Below are 17,028 nucleotides of genomic sequence, written 5' to 3'. Positions count from 1 at the left end.
TTGCCATCTCTGCACTTATTTCTGCATTTGAATCAACAAACTTAAATTTGTTTTTGCCTTGCAGGATAATGACATAAAGCCACACACCTGCACTAGGCTTGAATTAAAACTGATTACAATTACAGTTCACAGTAATCTGTATCGGTTAGGTTTTTACATGGGAATCGCCACTCTCGACCACCACGCTCAAGCAGGTGATCCGACTCTTTCGGTCCCCAAGTACCACAGGCATAACCAAACAGCGATCTTGGATCTTGTTTGTAATCTAAAATAGGCTGAACAAATTGCCAACAGGCCTCTACCGCATCGGTACGCGCAAACAATGTTGCATCGCCATTCAGCGCATCCAATAGTAAGCGCTCATAAGCGGTGAGCATTTGAGTCTCTTGCAAAGACGTGTAATGGAAGTTCATTTTCACTTCTTTGGCGTTGAAGCCAGCACCTGGCTCTTTAAGACCAAAGCTCAACTGGATACCTTCATCCGGTTGAATCCTGATGATCAGCTTATTCTCAGGCGCATCTTGACCGAATACGGGATGTGGCGTTTTCTTAAAGTGAATGACCACTTCCGTCACGCGAGTTGGCAATCGCTTACCAGTACGCACATAGAAAGGCACACCGTTCCAACGCCAGTTATCGATAAACATTTTCAAGCCGACGTAAGTCTCGGTTCGAGAATCTGGATCGACGCCCTGCTCATCACGATAACTGGGTAGGAATTGACCACGCACGTTAGACTCGGTGTACTGACCCAACACTAAATTATTGCGTAGGTCTTCGTCTGATAATGGACGCAAACACTGCAACACTTTCACCACTTCATTACGAATGGCATCAGCATTGATCTGGGCTGGCGATTCCATACCGACCATAGCGAGAACTTGCAGCAGGTGGTTTTGGAACATATCGCGAACCGCACCCGAGCCGTCATAGTAACCGCCACGCTCTTCAACGCCTAAAAACTCTGCGCCGGTGATTTCAACGTAATCCACATACTTGTTGTTCCATAGCGGTTCAAACATGGCATTTGAGAAACGCAAAACCAGCAGATTTTGAACCGTTTCTTTACCGAGGTAGTGGTCGATACGATAAATCTGATGCTCTTGGAAGTGCTCATGGATCTCTTTATCCAACTGGCGAGCAGAAGCAAGATCATAGCCGAATGGCTTCTCTACGATAAGGCGTTTCCAGCCATCGTGCTCTTGGTTCATTCCGTGCGCAGCAAGGCTTGCTGGAATCACACTATAAAGACTCGGAGGAGTAGCAAGGTAGAACAGAGTATTGCGCTGTTCAAACTGATATTGCGTCGCCATCTCATCAAGGCGAGTCGCCAGTTTGGCATAATCTTGAGTATCGGAGGTATCAATGGCTTGATAGTGTAGATGATTACAAAACGCTTCCAGAATTTCCGGTTCCGTTTTTTCCATCTCCACCAGCGATTTCTTCAGTTTTTCACGATACGACTCATCACTGTACTGAGTACGGCTGACACCAAGAATGGCGAATGATTTTGGCAGCTGTTGACTGGCATATAAATGGTAAAGCGCAGGGATAAGCTTGCGATAGGTCAGATCCCCGGAAGCACCAAATATCACGATGCTACTATTTTCAGGTATTACCATCTCTTTTCCTTTGAGAATTAAGCGGTTGTATAAAGCGGACGCCATGTTAACAGCGCACTCAGTAAATTGAAAATAAGTTTTGGCTATAATTAAGATAGTCTGACTCTTAGTTGGCGCAAGGTTTGAGCGCAAATCCTACCCAACCTGAATCCATGTTAGCCAAACAATGATACTAAATATTTCTGCGTGCTAGAACTACAAAAGTCGATGATTCCAGCTGAAAGCTTTAGATTAGTCAGTCATCATATTTAGCAATAAAAATATAAGACATTATGTTGATTTTCAGGCTAGAATCCGCGACATAATTTTCACGGCAATATCGCTATATCCCGCAGTGGGATCGGCAAAGAAGGTGAACATGCTTTCCATTTTCGAAATCTATAAAATTGGCGTTGGTCCATCCAGTTCTCACACTAATGGTCCAATGATCGCAGGTTTTCAGTTTGCTCAAAAACTTATCGACAAACTTAACCAAGTGCACCGGGTGCAGATCGATTTATACGGTTCGCTATCGCTGACAGGCATCGGTCACCACACGGATAGAGCCACCCTACTCGGTCTTTTGGGTCATGAGCCTGATACGATAAAGATTCGCAGTGCCAATAAAGGGATGCTTCACGCGATAGAAAGTGGCGCATTGCTGTTGGCAGGCAAGCACAATATTGCATTCGATTATCAAAGGGATCTGCGTTTTCATGCAGACAATCTGCCCCTGCACGAAAATGGCATGACGTTAACCGCGTTTGATGTGAACGATGACATTCTTGAGTTCGAAACCTATTACTCAATCGGTGGCGGATTTATCGCGACTGAAAATGAGTTGAAACACGGTAAGGAAGAGCCGCCAGTTCAGGTTGAGTTTCCTTTTTGCTCCGCCGATGAGATGCTTGAACAAGCCGAAACTCATGGTATGAGTCTTGGCGGAATGGTTATTCGCAACGAGACTGCTTTCCAATCTCTCAATATGATCGATAGCAAGGTGGACCAAATCTGGAAAGTCATGACCCGTTGTATGCAGCGTGGATTTGAAACCGAAGGCATATTGGAAGGTGGTCTGAAAGTAACACGTCGCGCCCCTAACCTACTGAAAAAACTCGAAGCCAATGCCGCGATTGAAAACGACCCGATGGAAATCATGGATTGGATCAACCTGTTTGCTTTTGCCGTTAGTGAAGAGAATGCCGCGGGCGGTCAAGTGGTCACATCACCGACCAACGGCGCAGCAGGTGTGATTCCAGCGGTATTGATGTACTACCATAAGTTCATCAAGCCGCTAGATACTAAACAGCTGAAAGACTTCCTAGCAGTATCCGGCGCTATCGGTATTTTGTACAAGACTAACGCCTCTATTTCTGGCGCTGAAGTGGGCTGCCAAGGCGAAATTGGCGTTTCCTCTTCAATGGCCGCAGCAGGTCTCACGGCACTGCGCGGCGGAAGTAATGAACAGATATGCATTGCCGCAGAGATCGCAATGGAGCACTCACTTGGGATGACTTGTGACCCGATTGGCGGTTTAGTACAAGTACCCTGTATCGAGCGTAATGCGATGGGCGCAATGAAAGCAATTAATGCCTCACGCATGGCGCTAAAACGCACCAGCAAGTGTCTTATCTCTCTTGATAAGGTCATTGATACCATGTATCAGACGGGTAAAGACATGAACAAAAAATACCGTGAGACCTCGCAAGGCGGATTGGCACTGATTCATTTAGCGCCACCATGCGAGTAATCGGCTGATATGAAGTTAACGACAATGCGGCGTACAAGTCAGTAAGTGCTGCTTGAGCTTGCATGAGCGAGACAAAAAAAGGTCGAGTTTGAATTTGAATTCACGCTCGACCTTTTTATCATTGGTTACTACGAACTGGTTACTGCGAACTGTTTATGTTTACTGCGAACAGGTTACTGCGAATTGATTACTGCACATTAGCTACTGAGCTTTCTGAAACGAGCGCTTCGAACACTACTTTGATAGGCGAAGTTTCATATCGTCAATCACTTGCTTGCGAATTGCGCTCAGCTTTGGCTTGTTATCATCACTAAAAGGGATAGGACGCATCAGGCTCATGGTCTTTAGCCCCAATCTCGCCGTCACTAACGCAACGCCAAGACCTTGCCCCGCTCGAGTAGATAACTTTTCGGTCAAATTCATCGACAAAAGATCGGCACCCGTCTCTATCGCCAATTCACTGGCACCCGCTAACGCAATGTTAATCAGCACCAGCTTAAATAACTTCAGTCTCGACCAGTAGCTCAACTCAACCCCATAAACTTGGGAGATTTTGTCGATCATCTTAAAATTTCGCCAAGCAATAAGCAGCATATCGGCAATCGCCAATGGGCTAAGTGCAACCAATATTGCCGCCTCTCCGGATAAACGTGACACCACTTTTAATGCCTGCTTATCTTGTTGAGACAGCACCATGGATTGGTACATATCCAAAATTTCTGCGTCGCTGTGGACACTTTGCACGCTGTTTTTCCAGCGGTCATAGGCGGGGTTTTCCGGCTTAATCGCGCCTTGCTGCGCCAAATCCACACAGAAACTCTCCCCTTTGCCGACACCATTATCGTCGATGATCTGCTCCGCCTGCTCTTGGACGGAAAAGTGACGTTTCAGACGTCGCAGTGTCAGCATTTCTTTGCCGATAGCACCGATGCCAAGACTCGCAATTGCGGCAATAAACGCCGACCAACCCAGAGTGAGCCAATCTGACTGAGTGACTGCCGTGATAACAGAATCAATCGCTTGCCAACCGACAAGACCGGCAAAGCTCGCAATCAAGCCAGTGGCTAACCACCCCTTTTTATTGCTGCCCTTAAAAGTCTGCTCCAATTCTGGCTCATCGTTTTCGATCTCTGGAGTCTCTACCTGAGGCACAAACTGCTCTTTTTGATCAAATACTTGCTGTTCAAGCGCTTGTTTTTCAAACAGTCGTTGGCTAGTCAGTTCCGCTTCCGTTGATGTTTCATGGTGTTGAAAAACTTGACGCCCTTTTAAATCGCTCATCGTAATTTATCTCCCAGCAAATATTGCAGCACTTTATCCATTCTCGTATGTGGACACGGCTCATCCATTGCCGACTCTAAAGGTCGAAACGCGGTGAATTCAAACCGATTATGTTGCCAATAATCCGGCTTAGGCAGTCGCTCTGGCACATCGCCCGGATAGAGCGTCATCGGTTCACCTTGTAGCGTCACACCTCTAAGCGCAGGAATATTATCGCTCCCTTTAGTAATGAAACCTGCTTGCGTTGCTTGAATAGAGGCGATACTCATACAGTTCATTTCAATATTCTCAAACGCTGCTTCTTGCCATGTTGGATGGACCATTTGTTGCAGTAAACTGACCAAATTAGCATGTTGATCGGGCGTGACATGATCCGATTTGGTCGCAGCAAATAACACTTTATCAATGCGCGATGAAAACAGTCGTCTAAGCAAATTGTTGTTGCCGTAGCGAAAGCTTTTCATGATCTGTTGCAGCGCATTTTTCATATCATGAAATGACTCGCTGCCAGCCATGAGCGGCTGTAAGCAATCCACTAACACAATCTGGCGATCAAACGTTGAGAAATATTTGCGATAGAACTGTTTCACCACCTTGTTTTGGTACTCTTGATAGCGATGTTTCAGCATGGCATAGCTGCTATGTTTATTGGGCTTATGTTTATCAGGTTTATGTTTATATGACTTACGTTGATCCAGTTGCCCTTCAGGCGCAGTACAGGGGAAAAACTGCAAGACTGGCGCACCTTCTAAATCGCCAGGTAAAACAAACCGTCCGGGTTGCACCCAGTGCAGTCCCGCGTCTTTACATTGATGAAGATAGTCGGTGAACTGGGCAGCAATATCGGCAATCTGTTTTTCATCCGCCGCAAGTGTGGCGTCAAACGTTTCCATCGTTGCCAGCCAAGTGGCCGCTAACTGTTGACGAACACCGGTAAGTTGGCTGAGTTGCTGTTCACTCCATTGCTCGAACGTCATATCCAGCAGAGGCAAGTCTAATAACCATTCCCCCGGATAATCGATCACATCAAGATAGAGTGTCGAGGTACGTTTTAGCAGTCGCTTAGCGCCTTTCTGCGATTGAAATTTTATCGCTAAACGTATTTCGCTAACATCTCTTGTTGGCACAGGCCACTGAGGTGGCTCGGCGTGTAACTGCTGCATCGCTTCATCATAGGCAAAGCGAGCCACCAGAAGATCTTCTTGAGGAACGCGTTTCGCGCCGACTAATCGGTTGTCACGAGCACATTCAAGTAATGGCAGATTATCATGGGTCGATGAGTGCAAAAGTTGGTTCACCAGCGAGGAGATAAACGCCGTTTTACCGGCTCGAGACAAACCAGTCACCGCGACACGAACATGAGAGTCCATACTTCTGTGTAATAACTCTGACACTTCTTGGCCAATTCGACTCATGTAAAAGCTCCGACAATAAGATTGATATTTAGGCTGCACACTATGCGCAAAGCAAGATTAATCTAACATGAACACCCTGCAATTAAGCATGATGAAAATCACCCGTTAGGTGTTAAGTGTTCGGTGTCACGTATAGTCCAGCACGGTAAGGAGGCCAACAATAGGATTTGAAACAGAATAGTAAACGTTGAAACGGTGGATAAATTATCGTAATAACTCGTCCACCGCCTGTAGGAGATTAAGTGCTTTGTGACAACACACTGCCTTTTAGATAAAGGCGTTAATCATCCTCGATTAGCTTATAAATAACGAACAGTGCAATCTCAAGCAGCGCAGTTAATATACACGCCATTGTGACGTATTTTTCATGGAAAATACTGACCCCGTGCAGGATAAGATCATAACCGACAAAGAAGCCGACCACACCAAGTACGATAAGTTGTAGAATCTGAATAAACCGAGGCATCCAACACTCTCCTTTGATTAAATTGATACGCTTGAGTATATGTCTGAATTATAGACAAAAAAAGTGAATGTACCCAAGTTACCTCAAACTGCGGGATTGAGAGGTCATTTGGGTCTATGCTGCACCAGATTCACTTTTTTTATCGGGCTATCAATTATTGAACCATGATTATCGAGTTATTAAAACTCGGGCTACAGATTGCCTTCTGCTTCAGCTATTTTCACTTTCCAAGTATCAGGTCCAATTTGGTGAGCGTTGGCTCCCGAAGAATCCACCGCCACCGATACCGGCATATCTTCCACTTCAAACTCATAAATGGCTTCCATACCTAAATCTTCGAACGCGACAACACACGCTTTTTTGATTGCCTTAGCAACCAAATACGCGGCACCGCCGACCGCCATAAGATAAACCGCTTTGTGTTGTTTGATAGACTCAATCGCGGCGTCACCACGCTCTGCTTTTCCTATCATGCCAGTTAAACCCGTCTGCTCAAGCATCATATCGGTAAACTTATCCATACGAGTTGACGTTGTTGGACCGGCAGGACCGACGACCTCATCACCGACAGCATCAACGGGTCCAACGTAATAGATAAACTTACCCTTAAAGTCGACGCCTTCCGGTAGCCCTTCACCGCTTTCCAACATGCCTTGGATACGCTTGTGTGCGGCATCACGACCAGTGAGTATTTTTCCGCTCAGCAGTATGGTTTCACCGGTTTTCCATTGCTGTACATCTTCCTTCGTGACTTGGTCAAGGTTGACTCGGCGAGTGTTATCACCCGCTTCCCAAGTAATGTCAGGCCAATCTTCCAATTTAGGTGGCGTGAGTTCCGCAGGTCCGCTGCCATCCAAGGTAAAATGAACGTGGCGAGTAGCCGCGCAATTGGGGATCATACAAACCGGTTTCGAAGCGGCATGGGTTGGCGCGGTCTTGATCTTGACGTCTACTACGGTAGTTAAACCGCCAAGACCCTGCGCACCGATACCCAGTCGATTAACACGGTTGAAGATATCAAGGCGCAACTCTTCTTCGGCATTTTCTGGACCGCGTTCGATCAATTCTTGAATGTCGATATGCTCCATCAGAGACTCTTTCGCCAGCACGGCGGCTTTCTCTGCGGTGCCACCAATGCCGATACCGAGCATGCCCGGTGGACACCAACCCGCGCCCATCGTTGGCAACGTTTTTTCTACCCATGCGGCTATATCGTCAGATGGATTAAGCATCACCATCTTGGTCTTGTTTTCCGAACCTCCGCCTTTAGCCGCGATTTGAATCTCGACTTTGTCGCCCGGCACCATATTGATATGCACAACGGCTGGCGTATTGTCTTTGGTATTGATGCGTTTGCCTGCCGGGTCCTTAAGTACCGACGCACGCAGTGGATTATCTGGGTTGTTGTAAGCCTGTCGAACCCCTTCATCCACCATTTCTTGAACCGTCAAGTCGCTGTCCCATTGAACATTCATGCCTATGTTAACGAAACAGGTCACAATCCCCGTATCTTGACAAATTGGACGATGACCTTCAGCCGCCATGCGGGAGTTAATCAAAATTTGCGCCATGGCATCTTTTGCCGCTTGGCTCTGTTCTCTTTGATACGCTTGATCTAGGGCCTGAATAAAATCGAGTGGATGATAGTAAGAGATGTACTGTAATGCATCCGCCACACTACTAATCACATCCTGCTTTTTTATAATCGCCATTGAATACCTCTTTATTATCATTACTTCCTAATTGTGCGCCGTTTTCATTCACCCTAGACCTCGTGCTAACCAGAAACTTGGGCGAAACCCCAGTAAACATAAGGATAAATGGACGACTTTTTGCTGTAAAAATATGATACTCTTGCTTTTCTCTATGCGCCATCTATCTGATAACGCTTTTGTCACAAATTAAGCAAATGAACAACAAACAACCACTTTCTTGTCAATTTCTGTCCTTGGACTACTCTCCAGAACTAGCCAAAGACTATTTCGCATTGATTCAACATCTGCCGTGGTCGATGCTGCTCAACTCCTCTGGTCACCAGCATGAAAACAGTCGCTTCGATATCCTCGTCGCCCAACCCTGCGCGACGGTTGTCACTCGCGGTGAATCATCACACTACACCAGTCAGGGTCAACAGCAGCAAACCAACCGCGATCCGTTCCAACTATTACAGTCTTTGATTCAAATCGAGATAGGTGAAGGTCAAGTTGACACACCTTGGCCATTTGTCGGTGGCGCACTGGGTTATTTTGCTTACGATCTTGGTCGTCGTGTCGAAACGATTCCGACCTTAGCCAGTAATGACACACAAACTGCCGATATGTCTGTCGGAATTTATCGTTGTGCCTTAATGGTGGATCATCAACAACAGCAAGCGGTTGTCGTTGCCCCAACGATTGAACAAGCACAACAATTTTTAGCTTGGCTGACGCAGTCTCACGCCGAGAAAGATGGGGAATTTTGTTTACAATCCCCTTGGCAATCCAATATGGATAAAACCCGTTATTCGGACAAAATAGCCTCGGTTCATCGCTATCTACAATCTGGCGATTGCTACCAAATCAATCTAGCACAACGCTTTCATGCTCAATATCAGGGCAGCGAGTGGCAAGCCTATCAGCGATTGGATCGCGCCAATAACGCGCCATTTAGTGCTTTCATTCGTACCGATGATAGCGCTATTTTAAGTGTCTCTCCTGAGCGCTTTTTACAGCTTGATCAACACAAGATAGAAACTAAGCCAATCAAAGGCACACGCCCCCGCGGTCAAACGTCTGAGGAAGATCAAGCCAACGCCGCTGAACTGGCGTCAGCAAGTAAGGATCAGGCGGAGAATTTGATGATCGTTGACTTACTGCGGAACGATATTGGTCGCGTATCCAAACCGGGTAGTGTGCAAGTTCCTAAGCTATTTGAAATCGAGAGCTTTTCTGCGGTCCATCACTTAGTGAGCACTGTGGTTGGAGAGTTGGACAAACAATACCGTGCTTGTGATTTGTTGCGTGCCTGTTTTCCTGGAGGATCGATTACTGGCGCGCCTAAGGTAAGAGCCATGGAAATCATTGAAGAGTTAGAACCAAACCGACGCAGTGTCTATTGCGGCAGCATCGGTTATATCAGTGCCCACGGAAAAATGGATACCAGTATCACCATTCGTACGTTACTGGCCAAACAAGGCAAACTTTATGCTTGGGCGGGCGGCGGTATCGTCGCGGATAGTCAATGGGAATCTGAGTACCAAGAAACCTTCGATAAGCTATCAAAAATACTGCCTGTGCTACAAAACGAGTCAGTGTGAATCACCGTTGAATAACAGACGACTATCTCAGTCTCGGTACTATCTCAGTCTCGGTACTAACTCGGTCTCGATGCTATCTCAGTCTCGAAATCATCTCAGCCCCCACTTAGATAGCGTCTGTTTCAGATCATTAGCGGTATAAGGTTTGGATAAAATGTCATCCATGCCGACATCAAAACAAGTTTGACGCTCTTCCAATGTCGTCCCCGCCGTTAACGCAACTATAGGTTGACTATAGTTGGCATCACGCAGTTGTTTAGTCGCCTCAAAACCGTCCATCACTGGCATACGACAATCCATAAAGATGATGTCATATTGCTTCGCGCTGGCATGTTGTACCGCTTCTAAACCATTCACAGCAAGGTCGGCCGTGATGCCTAGCTTGTGCAGCATTTTGGTGATAATGACTTGATTGAGTTTAATGTCATCCACGACTAACACATCAAGCATGGAGTAGTCGGTCGACTCTTCATCATGCTGAGTTGCATGCTGCACACTCTGTTGGATCTTCTTCACCGGCAGAGGCAGTCGAACCTCAAAACGAGTACCGACACCCAGTTCACTGCTGAGTTGTATCTCGCCCCCCATCACCTCAATGAGCTTTTTGCATATCGCTAGCCCTAAACCTGTGCCTTCGTAGTTTCTTGAGCTTGAGCGATCAACTTGGATAAAGGGCTGAAATAGCCGCTCTTGTGCCTGTTCACTGATACCGATACCAGTATCTTTGACCTCAAAAACAAATTGTTGTTGCTCGAGCTGAATATTGACATCGACTTGTCCGTGGTGGGTGAACTTAATGGCATTGCCGATTAGGTTAACGAATACTTGCGTCAAACGCTCTAAGTCAGCATGTATCACCATGCCTTCCAAGCATGATGCATTGATATTAAAGCCAATCTGTTTTTCATCCGCTTTGTACTCAAAAATACTGCGCAGGGTTTTCTCTAACGTACTCCAAGCAAATTCACTTTTGATCAGCTCTAACATACCAGCATTAATTTTACTGTAATCAAGCAGGTCGTTGATGATAGCCCGCAATAACTGCCCGGACTGGCTCAAATTGTGGTGTAGGTCTTTTTGTGGTTCGCTTAGATCGGTATCCGCCAGTAATTCGACACTGCCGAGCAAGCCATTAAGTGGCGTGCGTAGCTCGTGATTAATCATGGCAAGAAATTCACGAGTAGAACGCTCCGAGGCTTCCGCGCGCTCTTTTGAGGCAATCAACCGCTTGTTCATCATCTGACGACTCAGTGCGCTGGATATCAACTCACAAACCAGCGACATTTGACTGGTCACAAATTCACTATCATAGCTATTGTCACAGACCGTGACCTCTAAAGTCCCTATCGCTAACTGCTCAACCTCAATCGCAATGGCTATCTGGTTAAGTTCGCCTTCCCCATCAGTGATGGATTGACTATTGCCATAATGACCAAATGTCAGGCTAGCGAGGAGATCGTTGGGTAGAGTTATCTCACATTCGAGTTGGTCGGAAATAGCGTTTAACTGCCTGACGAGATCGAGAACCAGCACATCATCAGGATTGGTGCGCAGGAAGGTACGACCGAAGTGAATCAGTATTTTCTCCACCCGCTCTTGCAGTTCTAAACGCTTAAAGCTGTCTTGAGAGCGCTCTTCGACCTGCTTTAATGCCACTTCGAGCTGTTGATTGGCAGTAAACAACTCCAAGCTTTTTTGCTCAAGTAGCGCCTCCGCTGCTTTTCGTGCAGAGACCTCTCGCTTTAATTTGCGTTCTAACGCTGACCCTTCAGGCATACGCGAGCTAGGCGAGAGTTAAATGGAAACGCACTAAACTGCTGTCATCACTTTGAGGGGACATATCTACCGTGATCGTTTCCCCAAAGTGCGTTGCACAGCCCTCGATGAGTCCCAAGCAGACATTAGACATACACCTCGCACTTTGATAATCCATCACCATTTCCGTCTCTGTTTCACTGATAAAGTAAAATTTCGGCGGCTGCGCATCGGAATAAAGTTTTTTTACCTCGACATGAATGTAGTCTTCCACATGACGAATAAACTGGAAGGTAGAATGGCTCTGACCGATACTAGCTGTCTCGGGTATGGACGCGAGTAACGTCTTAAACACGGTTTGACCAAACACTTGTTGTAGTGTTGCTGGGTCAATCTTGGTCTTTTTACTCAAGTTAACGATAAGCTTAACCAGATCATTGTGGTCATAACTGCCCACTGCGGTGTAGATGCCTTCATCCCCCGACATCTCAAGCACTTCGTCCAAGACTTCGAGTCCAAATTTATCTTCCACCAACTCCATAAACTCAGTGAATATGATCCCTTTCATTCGCTTTCCCCTGTATTCGACATGATCACAGACCGTTCAATACGATCACAAACTGTTCAGCATGGTCGCACTTATTATCTTAAATTGGGTATAACAACTTTCTGAAAAGTCATAGTGTTAGTAATAGAACACACAACGACAATGTCCAGTTATTCCGCTATCTCAATCTTAAGACTATGACGATATGTTACGAGGTACGTTAACAATGAGCGCTATCAATTTATGGAGACAACGAAGCTATAGATGACAACGAAGCTATAGATGACAACGAAGCTATGGATGCCAACGAAGCTATTAACGACAACGAACCGATGGGTAACGCTGCCCGACTCAAATATTGATCGAAGAAAAACCCAAACTGCCATCTTCAAACGTTAAGGTCAGGTTCAACCTGACTTGCGAGAGCCATTCTGTCGTCCATAATGCACAAGTCTCTGCGTCCGACATGGTGACACAGGCTGTGTTGCAGTTAATGTCGAGATGTTGAATACGCTTTTTGGTTCTTTTAGCAATCAGGTTTTCTATCTCTTTGGTTGAGATTTGCCATTGATGCTCATTGCGTTCCTGAACACAGCGATGAAAAACCAAGTTCGGCATAAATACCAACTCAAAACTTAGATAGCCCTCAGAGACTCTATCTTCACTCGCACTGAGTGACAGTTTCCCTAATCCATGACTGCTACTTTGCGCGTTGAGCGTCAGTTCATCGCCACTTTCAGTCACCACATCAACCCAATCACAATGTTGATAGGACACGGAATTTAAACGGTCTGTATTATCTACTACCGCACTGGCTAGCAGGTCTTGTTTATTGACCTTGATATCACACCATTTTTTCACCGCTAAGGAGGGGTTGTTATGTTCCACTGAGGATAACGATGGCATCACTACCCCTAATGCAACAATATCAATGGCATCAGAAATGCTGTAGATAAAGTGCGGATCTCGATCAGTCGGTAGCTTAAACGAGCCGTTCTCCGTCGCGACAAGAAACTCGTCGTTTTCTACGCTGTAAACGCTATCAATAAATAGTATCGGGCTAGAGAGTTCCCCGGCGGAACGCAATAAATCGGATTGACTTAAGTACTTTGGTTGCGTTTGGTGACGCGTTGCTATCGGAGTCACAAAGATATGATGGAACAAGCTCAGATCAAGCGGTAACGTGTGGTGATAGAGCTGTTTGGTCACACAATTTAGCAGCTCTATTTGTATGTTAACCATTTTTGGTAATGGCGAAGTGAGACTGGTATAGACTGGATGATGGCGACAAAGTAAGCAAAAATCCCTTGATAACTTCGCTTGATACTCGTCTCCTGCAACCGTGACTTTGTGTATTTTAAAACCTTGCGCCTGCGATTGCGACAATCCTAACAGAGCCCACAACTGCTTATGGGTGAGCAGCAAACTGTTGTCTGCCAATATACTGAAACATCCTAAGTGATTGGGCAACGCATCCAACAGATGGGTACGTTCAACACACAATACCTCACCTTTTCCGGAAGGATAAAAATCACAACAAGCCGTGATGGGAACACCCGCAACGACACAACGAAACTCCACCGTTCCATCAAAAGAATCAGAGGGCATCAACAAGTAAACACCATGCCCAAAATCTCTGAGCACCCCAGCTTGGTTTTCAATCACGAGTTGCTCTGGAATCAACTGATTCAGTTCAGGTATACGTCGAATCAAGTAGTCACTGTTAAACACCAACAGTCCGTTTGATAACTCGACTAACAAGTCTTGCTGGGTTAGTAATACTTGACTATCCGAAACTTCCCGATCCATAACTCGTCCCTTAACTGATACCTTAATGCTGACTACATTTCACTAAAGGTGTTAGTTGACCTTTAGCTCTTATAGCCATTAGCTAACTCTTGTAGTAACTGGGTTATTTGTTCAACCGGCATGGGCTTATAAAAGAAAAAACCTTGAATGTAGTCCACACTCATCTCCTTTAAGGTATCAAGCTCGCTTTGACACTCTACGCCCTCTGCCACCACTTTGATGTTTAAGTCATGGGAGAGTTGCCGCAGCATATTGACCGCAAAATATTTCTGCTTTACTTGATGGATATTTGAGATGAATTTCTTATCAATTTTTAACTCATCGAAGTGAAAATCACTAAAGTAAGAGAACGAAGAACTGCCCGTGCCGAAGTCATCAACGGCAATCTTAATCCCAGCGGAGCGTATCTTTTTAATCAGGTTGGAGTTATTAATATTATTTTCAAAATAGGCACTCTCGGTGATCTCTATCGTTACTCTGCTATTATCAACGGCGGAACGATTAATGAGATCATACACTTCTGACAAGTGGCACTGTGCACGTTTGGCATCGGCGATGGAGCAGTTTAGTGACAGCGAAAGCGTATCGTTACCCGTTGCTTCAATGAGTTGCAGAAACTCCTCGATCGCTCTTTCCGCCACCATGGTATCAAGCCTAGCGATGACTTTTAAATCTTCCGCTAGATAAATCACCTCTTGAACCGAGTATTGAAAATCCTCAAATCGAAAACGGCACAGCGCCTCTAACTTGATAATCTGGTTCGATTTCGTATCGACAATAGGTTGAAAGTTAATATCAATGGCTCTTCGACGTAACGCATCGATCAATAACTGCTCTAAGCGTTTACGTCTGATGTTGGCTCTGACTAACTTATCATCATAAAAGTTAATCCTAGCCTTGGATTTATCGTGCAAAAACATCGCTTGCGCCGATTGAGAAATCACCTCATCCATATTGGTCGCATTAAAGCCAGACAGGGCGACACCAATCTGACCGTCCTCAATATCGTTGATAATATGGTCATCTAAGTACTTCTTGAGCCCTTTGAAAAACTTAAGCGTGCAAGTATTGATGGTTTTAAGATCTTCGATATCGTCAGATCGGATATGAATTAACACCGCAAAGGTATTGCGACCGAGATAGCCAAAACTGTTTTTGTCATGAAAAGCACTCAGAGCATTCAGTACCTTATCTCGTGATTCTTGTTCCAACTCGCTGTAAAAGCTAGGTCGAAAACTGATCACGATATGCTTCCCCCCTTGCTTTGCAAGATGACGCGCTTTTTTTCTAAAGGTGGCTTCATCAAGAACATGGTCTGTAGATAGATACAATGACTTGGCTTTTTGATGCCGTTTGATTTCACTATCACCAAAAAAGGCATACAGATACACACACCCTTGCTGTTGCAATTCGATTTTTTTGACTGTCACTGTCTCAAGCATCGCTTGCTGCTGATAAGAGCTAGTAATCATCGCGCCGTGCCATTTTTGACTCTGAGCAATCACATTTTTAAACGCTTCAATATGCGCGCGGTCCTGCTGGAAAAGGTCAATATCGGTAATATTGCTGCCTAATAAACTCGCCGCGGTTAAGTCATGCTTCAAACAGAGAGCAGTGTTAACAAATAACACATTGTGATTGTAATCGGTCACCATTACGCCACGAACCGGATCATCCAAAAGGTGTTCGATCATGGTGATGAGATTGATGCGAGTATGAGATCGAGATAGAAGTTTGAGACTACCTTTCACAACATTATCCAGTATTAAGCAAATCTCGAATTTCGCGACCAACAGTTCTCCATCTGTCGTTTCGAGTGCGATAGGAAGTGCAGATGGTGCACCAGAAAACTGCACATCTCTTATCTGGGACAAGATGTGATTGATGCTCTTGATTGACGGTGGCTGAATATTGGAAATCCTTTCATCCACAGAAATATAACGCTGCCAAAACTCGCCTGTGGTAATCACTGAGGTAATGTCTGCCAGAGATTCTGACCAAAAAACTTTTTGTGTTTCAGCCTGATGCGGTCGCGCCATTTGATTCTCGCTCTAGTCTTTTGTTAGCCAACTCATTATTGTTTTTCAGTAAACTAGGAGAGTCGCTTATGAAATCAAGGGCATTTAAATAAGTTTGAATCGGTCAGTAAAACTACTAGCTTGTCACATAAGGTTAATAGATAGAGCGAGCGAATCATTATGGCTTATGTCTATGTTAACGACGTCTATGATGATCATTATGTTACCCCTCCTCCCAAGGCTCAGTGCTTGAATCGCTTTGATGTTCCTGAAGAGGAAATGGAGATACGTGAAATTCTTGATTGTTGGTACGAACAAGGACTGGTTCCTTTGCGGCAAACCAAATTAAGTCCGACAACATTTTGGACTCAAACTCACAACTTTAAACGGTTAAGCCGGACACTGAACACACTTATTCGTCACCGCGCCTATTATTGTGCAGTGCAGCGTGTTAGCTCTCTCTGGGTTGGCAATTCATTAGAAAAACAGTATGTAGATTACTTACTTACACGCAACCAATCCTAGACTGACCCGACCATTATCATACTGAATGGCTTATATGCATCAGATTGAATTTAATAATTATCGCCTCTGATGAAAAGTAGACCATTTACTCTACTAACACTAAACTCAGTTAGAAATCATGATATTGTTATGCTAGTTTATATTTTGTTAGCGTTTACAACAAAAATTAACAACTGTGGTAGGTCACAACAATGTACAAATACGTCGCACACAAGCTTGATACCGAGTACATCGGTAGCTTGCCTGATAAAATCGTTTTCAACGTTGAAGAGATCCCAGTCGAAGAGATAGAGATCCGAGAAATGATTTGCGCTTGGTATGAGACTGGTTTTATTCCTGCGACTGAGACATCCAATCACGACGCTGTCGCACGATTGAAAAAGCTAGAAAGCACCTTATTGATGGTATTAAAAAACCCAATTTATCGTGCCGCGTATATTCGTGTATTAACGACACTAAAGCCAAAAGATTGCACAGTTCGACTTCAGCACTTACTGGAACTCTCTCAAAACAAAACCATTACGCATTAAAAAACTCGCCAGCTAGGGACGAGTTTTCATGTCATC

Annotated in this window: 12 protein-coding genes; 3 read left to right on the top strand and 9 right to left on the bottom strand. The window is 45.1% G+C overall.

All coding sequences use genetic code 11. The annotated features are described in order from the left end of the window. Positions 1–119: 119 nt before the first annotated feature. On the bottom strand, positions 120–1,622 hold the full coding sequence (gene zwf / locus L9Q39_RS05755) for a glucose-6-phosphate dehydrogenase (RefSeq protein WP_237484152.1): 1,503 nt from the start codon (positions 1,620–1,622) through the stop codon (positions 120–122). A 358-nt stretch (positions 1,623–1,980) separates the two neighbouring features. Here zwf and L9Q39_RS05750 point away from each other — a divergent pair, with 358 nt between their 5' ends. Continuing rightward, complete coding sequence (locus L9Q39_RS05750; protein WP_237484151.1) at positions 1,981–3,351, top strand: L-serine ammonia-lyase; 1,371 nt, start codon at positions 1,981–1,983, stop codon at positions 3,349–3,351. 234 nt (positions 3,352–3,585) lie between these two features. Here L9Q39_RS05750 and L9Q39_RS05745 read toward each other — a convergent pair whose 3' ends face one another. The 4 genes from L9Q39_RS05745 to L9Q39_RS05730 form a co-directional block, all read right to left on the bottom strand. Further along, entirely contained in the window at positions 3,586–4,632 is a 1,047-nt protein-coding gene (locus L9Q39_RS05745; RefSeq protein ID WP_237484150.1) for a YcjF family protein, read from the bottom strand. After that, a complete protein-coding gene (locus L9Q39_RS05740) occupies positions 4,629–6,047 on the bottom strand; it encodes a YcjX family GTP-binding protein (protein ID WP_237484149.1) in 1,419 nt (472 codons plus the stop codon). The genes L9Q39_RS05745 and L9Q39_RS05740 overlap by 4 nt, the downstream gene beginning before the upstream one ends. A 280-nt stretch (positions 6,048–6,327) precedes the next feature. Continuing rightward, complete coding sequence (locus L9Q39_RS05735) at positions 6,328–6,513, bottom strand: hypothetical protein (protein ID WP_237484148.1); 186 nt, start codon at positions 6,511–6,513, stop codon at positions 6,328–6,330. A gap of 191 nt (positions 6,514–6,704) precedes the next feature. After that, positions 6,705–8,225: a fumarate hydratase gene (locus tag L9Q39_RS05730; protein ID WP_237484147.1), complete on the bottom strand. Its 1,521-nt coding sequence runs from the start codon at positions 8,223–8,225 to the stop codon at positions 6,705–6,707. 197 nt (positions 8,226–8,422) lie between these two features. On the opposite strand from L9Q39_RS05730, the gene pabB reads away from it, so the two are divergent. Then, the gene (gene pabB, locus L9Q39_RS05725) at positions 8,423–9,808 is read left to right on the top strand and encodes an aminodeoxychorismate synthase component I (protein WP_237484146.1); all 1,386 of its coding nucleotides are present in this window, start codon (positions 8,423–8,425) and stop codon (positions 9,806–9,808) included. Between the two features lie 90 nt (positions 9,809–9,898). Here the strand turns inward: pabB and L9Q39_RS05720 are convergent, their stop codons facing one another. From L9Q39_RS05720 to L9Q39_RS05705, 4 genes are all read right to left on the bottom strand, one after another. Beyond that, entirely contained in the window at positions 9,899–11,584 is a 1,686-nt protein-coding gene (locus tag L9Q39_RS05720) for an ATP-binding protein (RefSeq protein ID WP_237484145.1), read from the bottom strand. A gap of 7 nt (positions 11,585–11,591) precedes the next feature. Beyond that, entirely contained in the window at positions 11,592–12,131 is a 540-nt protein-coding gene (locus L9Q39_RS05715) for a heme NO-binding domain-containing protein (RefSeq protein WP_237484144.1), read from the bottom strand. Positions 12,132–12,461: 330 nt separating this feature from the next. After that, complete coding sequence (locus L9Q39_RS05710; RefSeq protein WP_237484143.1) at positions 12,462–13,919, bottom strand: hypothetical protein; 1,458 nt, start codon at positions 13,917–13,919, stop codon at positions 12,462–12,464. 62 nt (positions 13,920–13,981) lie between these two features. After that, a complete protein-coding gene (locus L9Q39_RS05705) occupies positions 13,982–15,958 on the bottom strand; it encodes an EAL domain-containing protein (RefSeq protein ID WP_237484142.1) in 1,977 nt (658 codons plus the stop codon). Between the two features lie 695 nt (positions 15,959–16,653). Between L9Q39_RS05705 and L9Q39_RS05700 the strand changes: the two genes are divergently transcribed. Beyond that, positions 16,654–16,992, top strand: a complete 339-nt coding sequence (locus L9Q39_RS05700; protein WP_237484141.1) for a hypothetical protein — start codon at positions 16,654–16,656, stop codon at positions 16,990–16,992. The last annotated feature ends 36 nt before the right edge of the window (positions 16,993–17,028 follow it).

Source organism: Vibrio hippocampi, from assembly GCF_921292975.1.
Classification (GTDB): Bacteria; Pseudomonadota; Gammaproteobacteria; order Enterobacterales; family Vibrionaceae; genus Vibrio; species Vibrio hippocampi.
The sequence above is the reverse complement of the archived record's forward strand: the minus strand, read 5'-3'. Positions and strand labels throughout refer to the sequence as shown.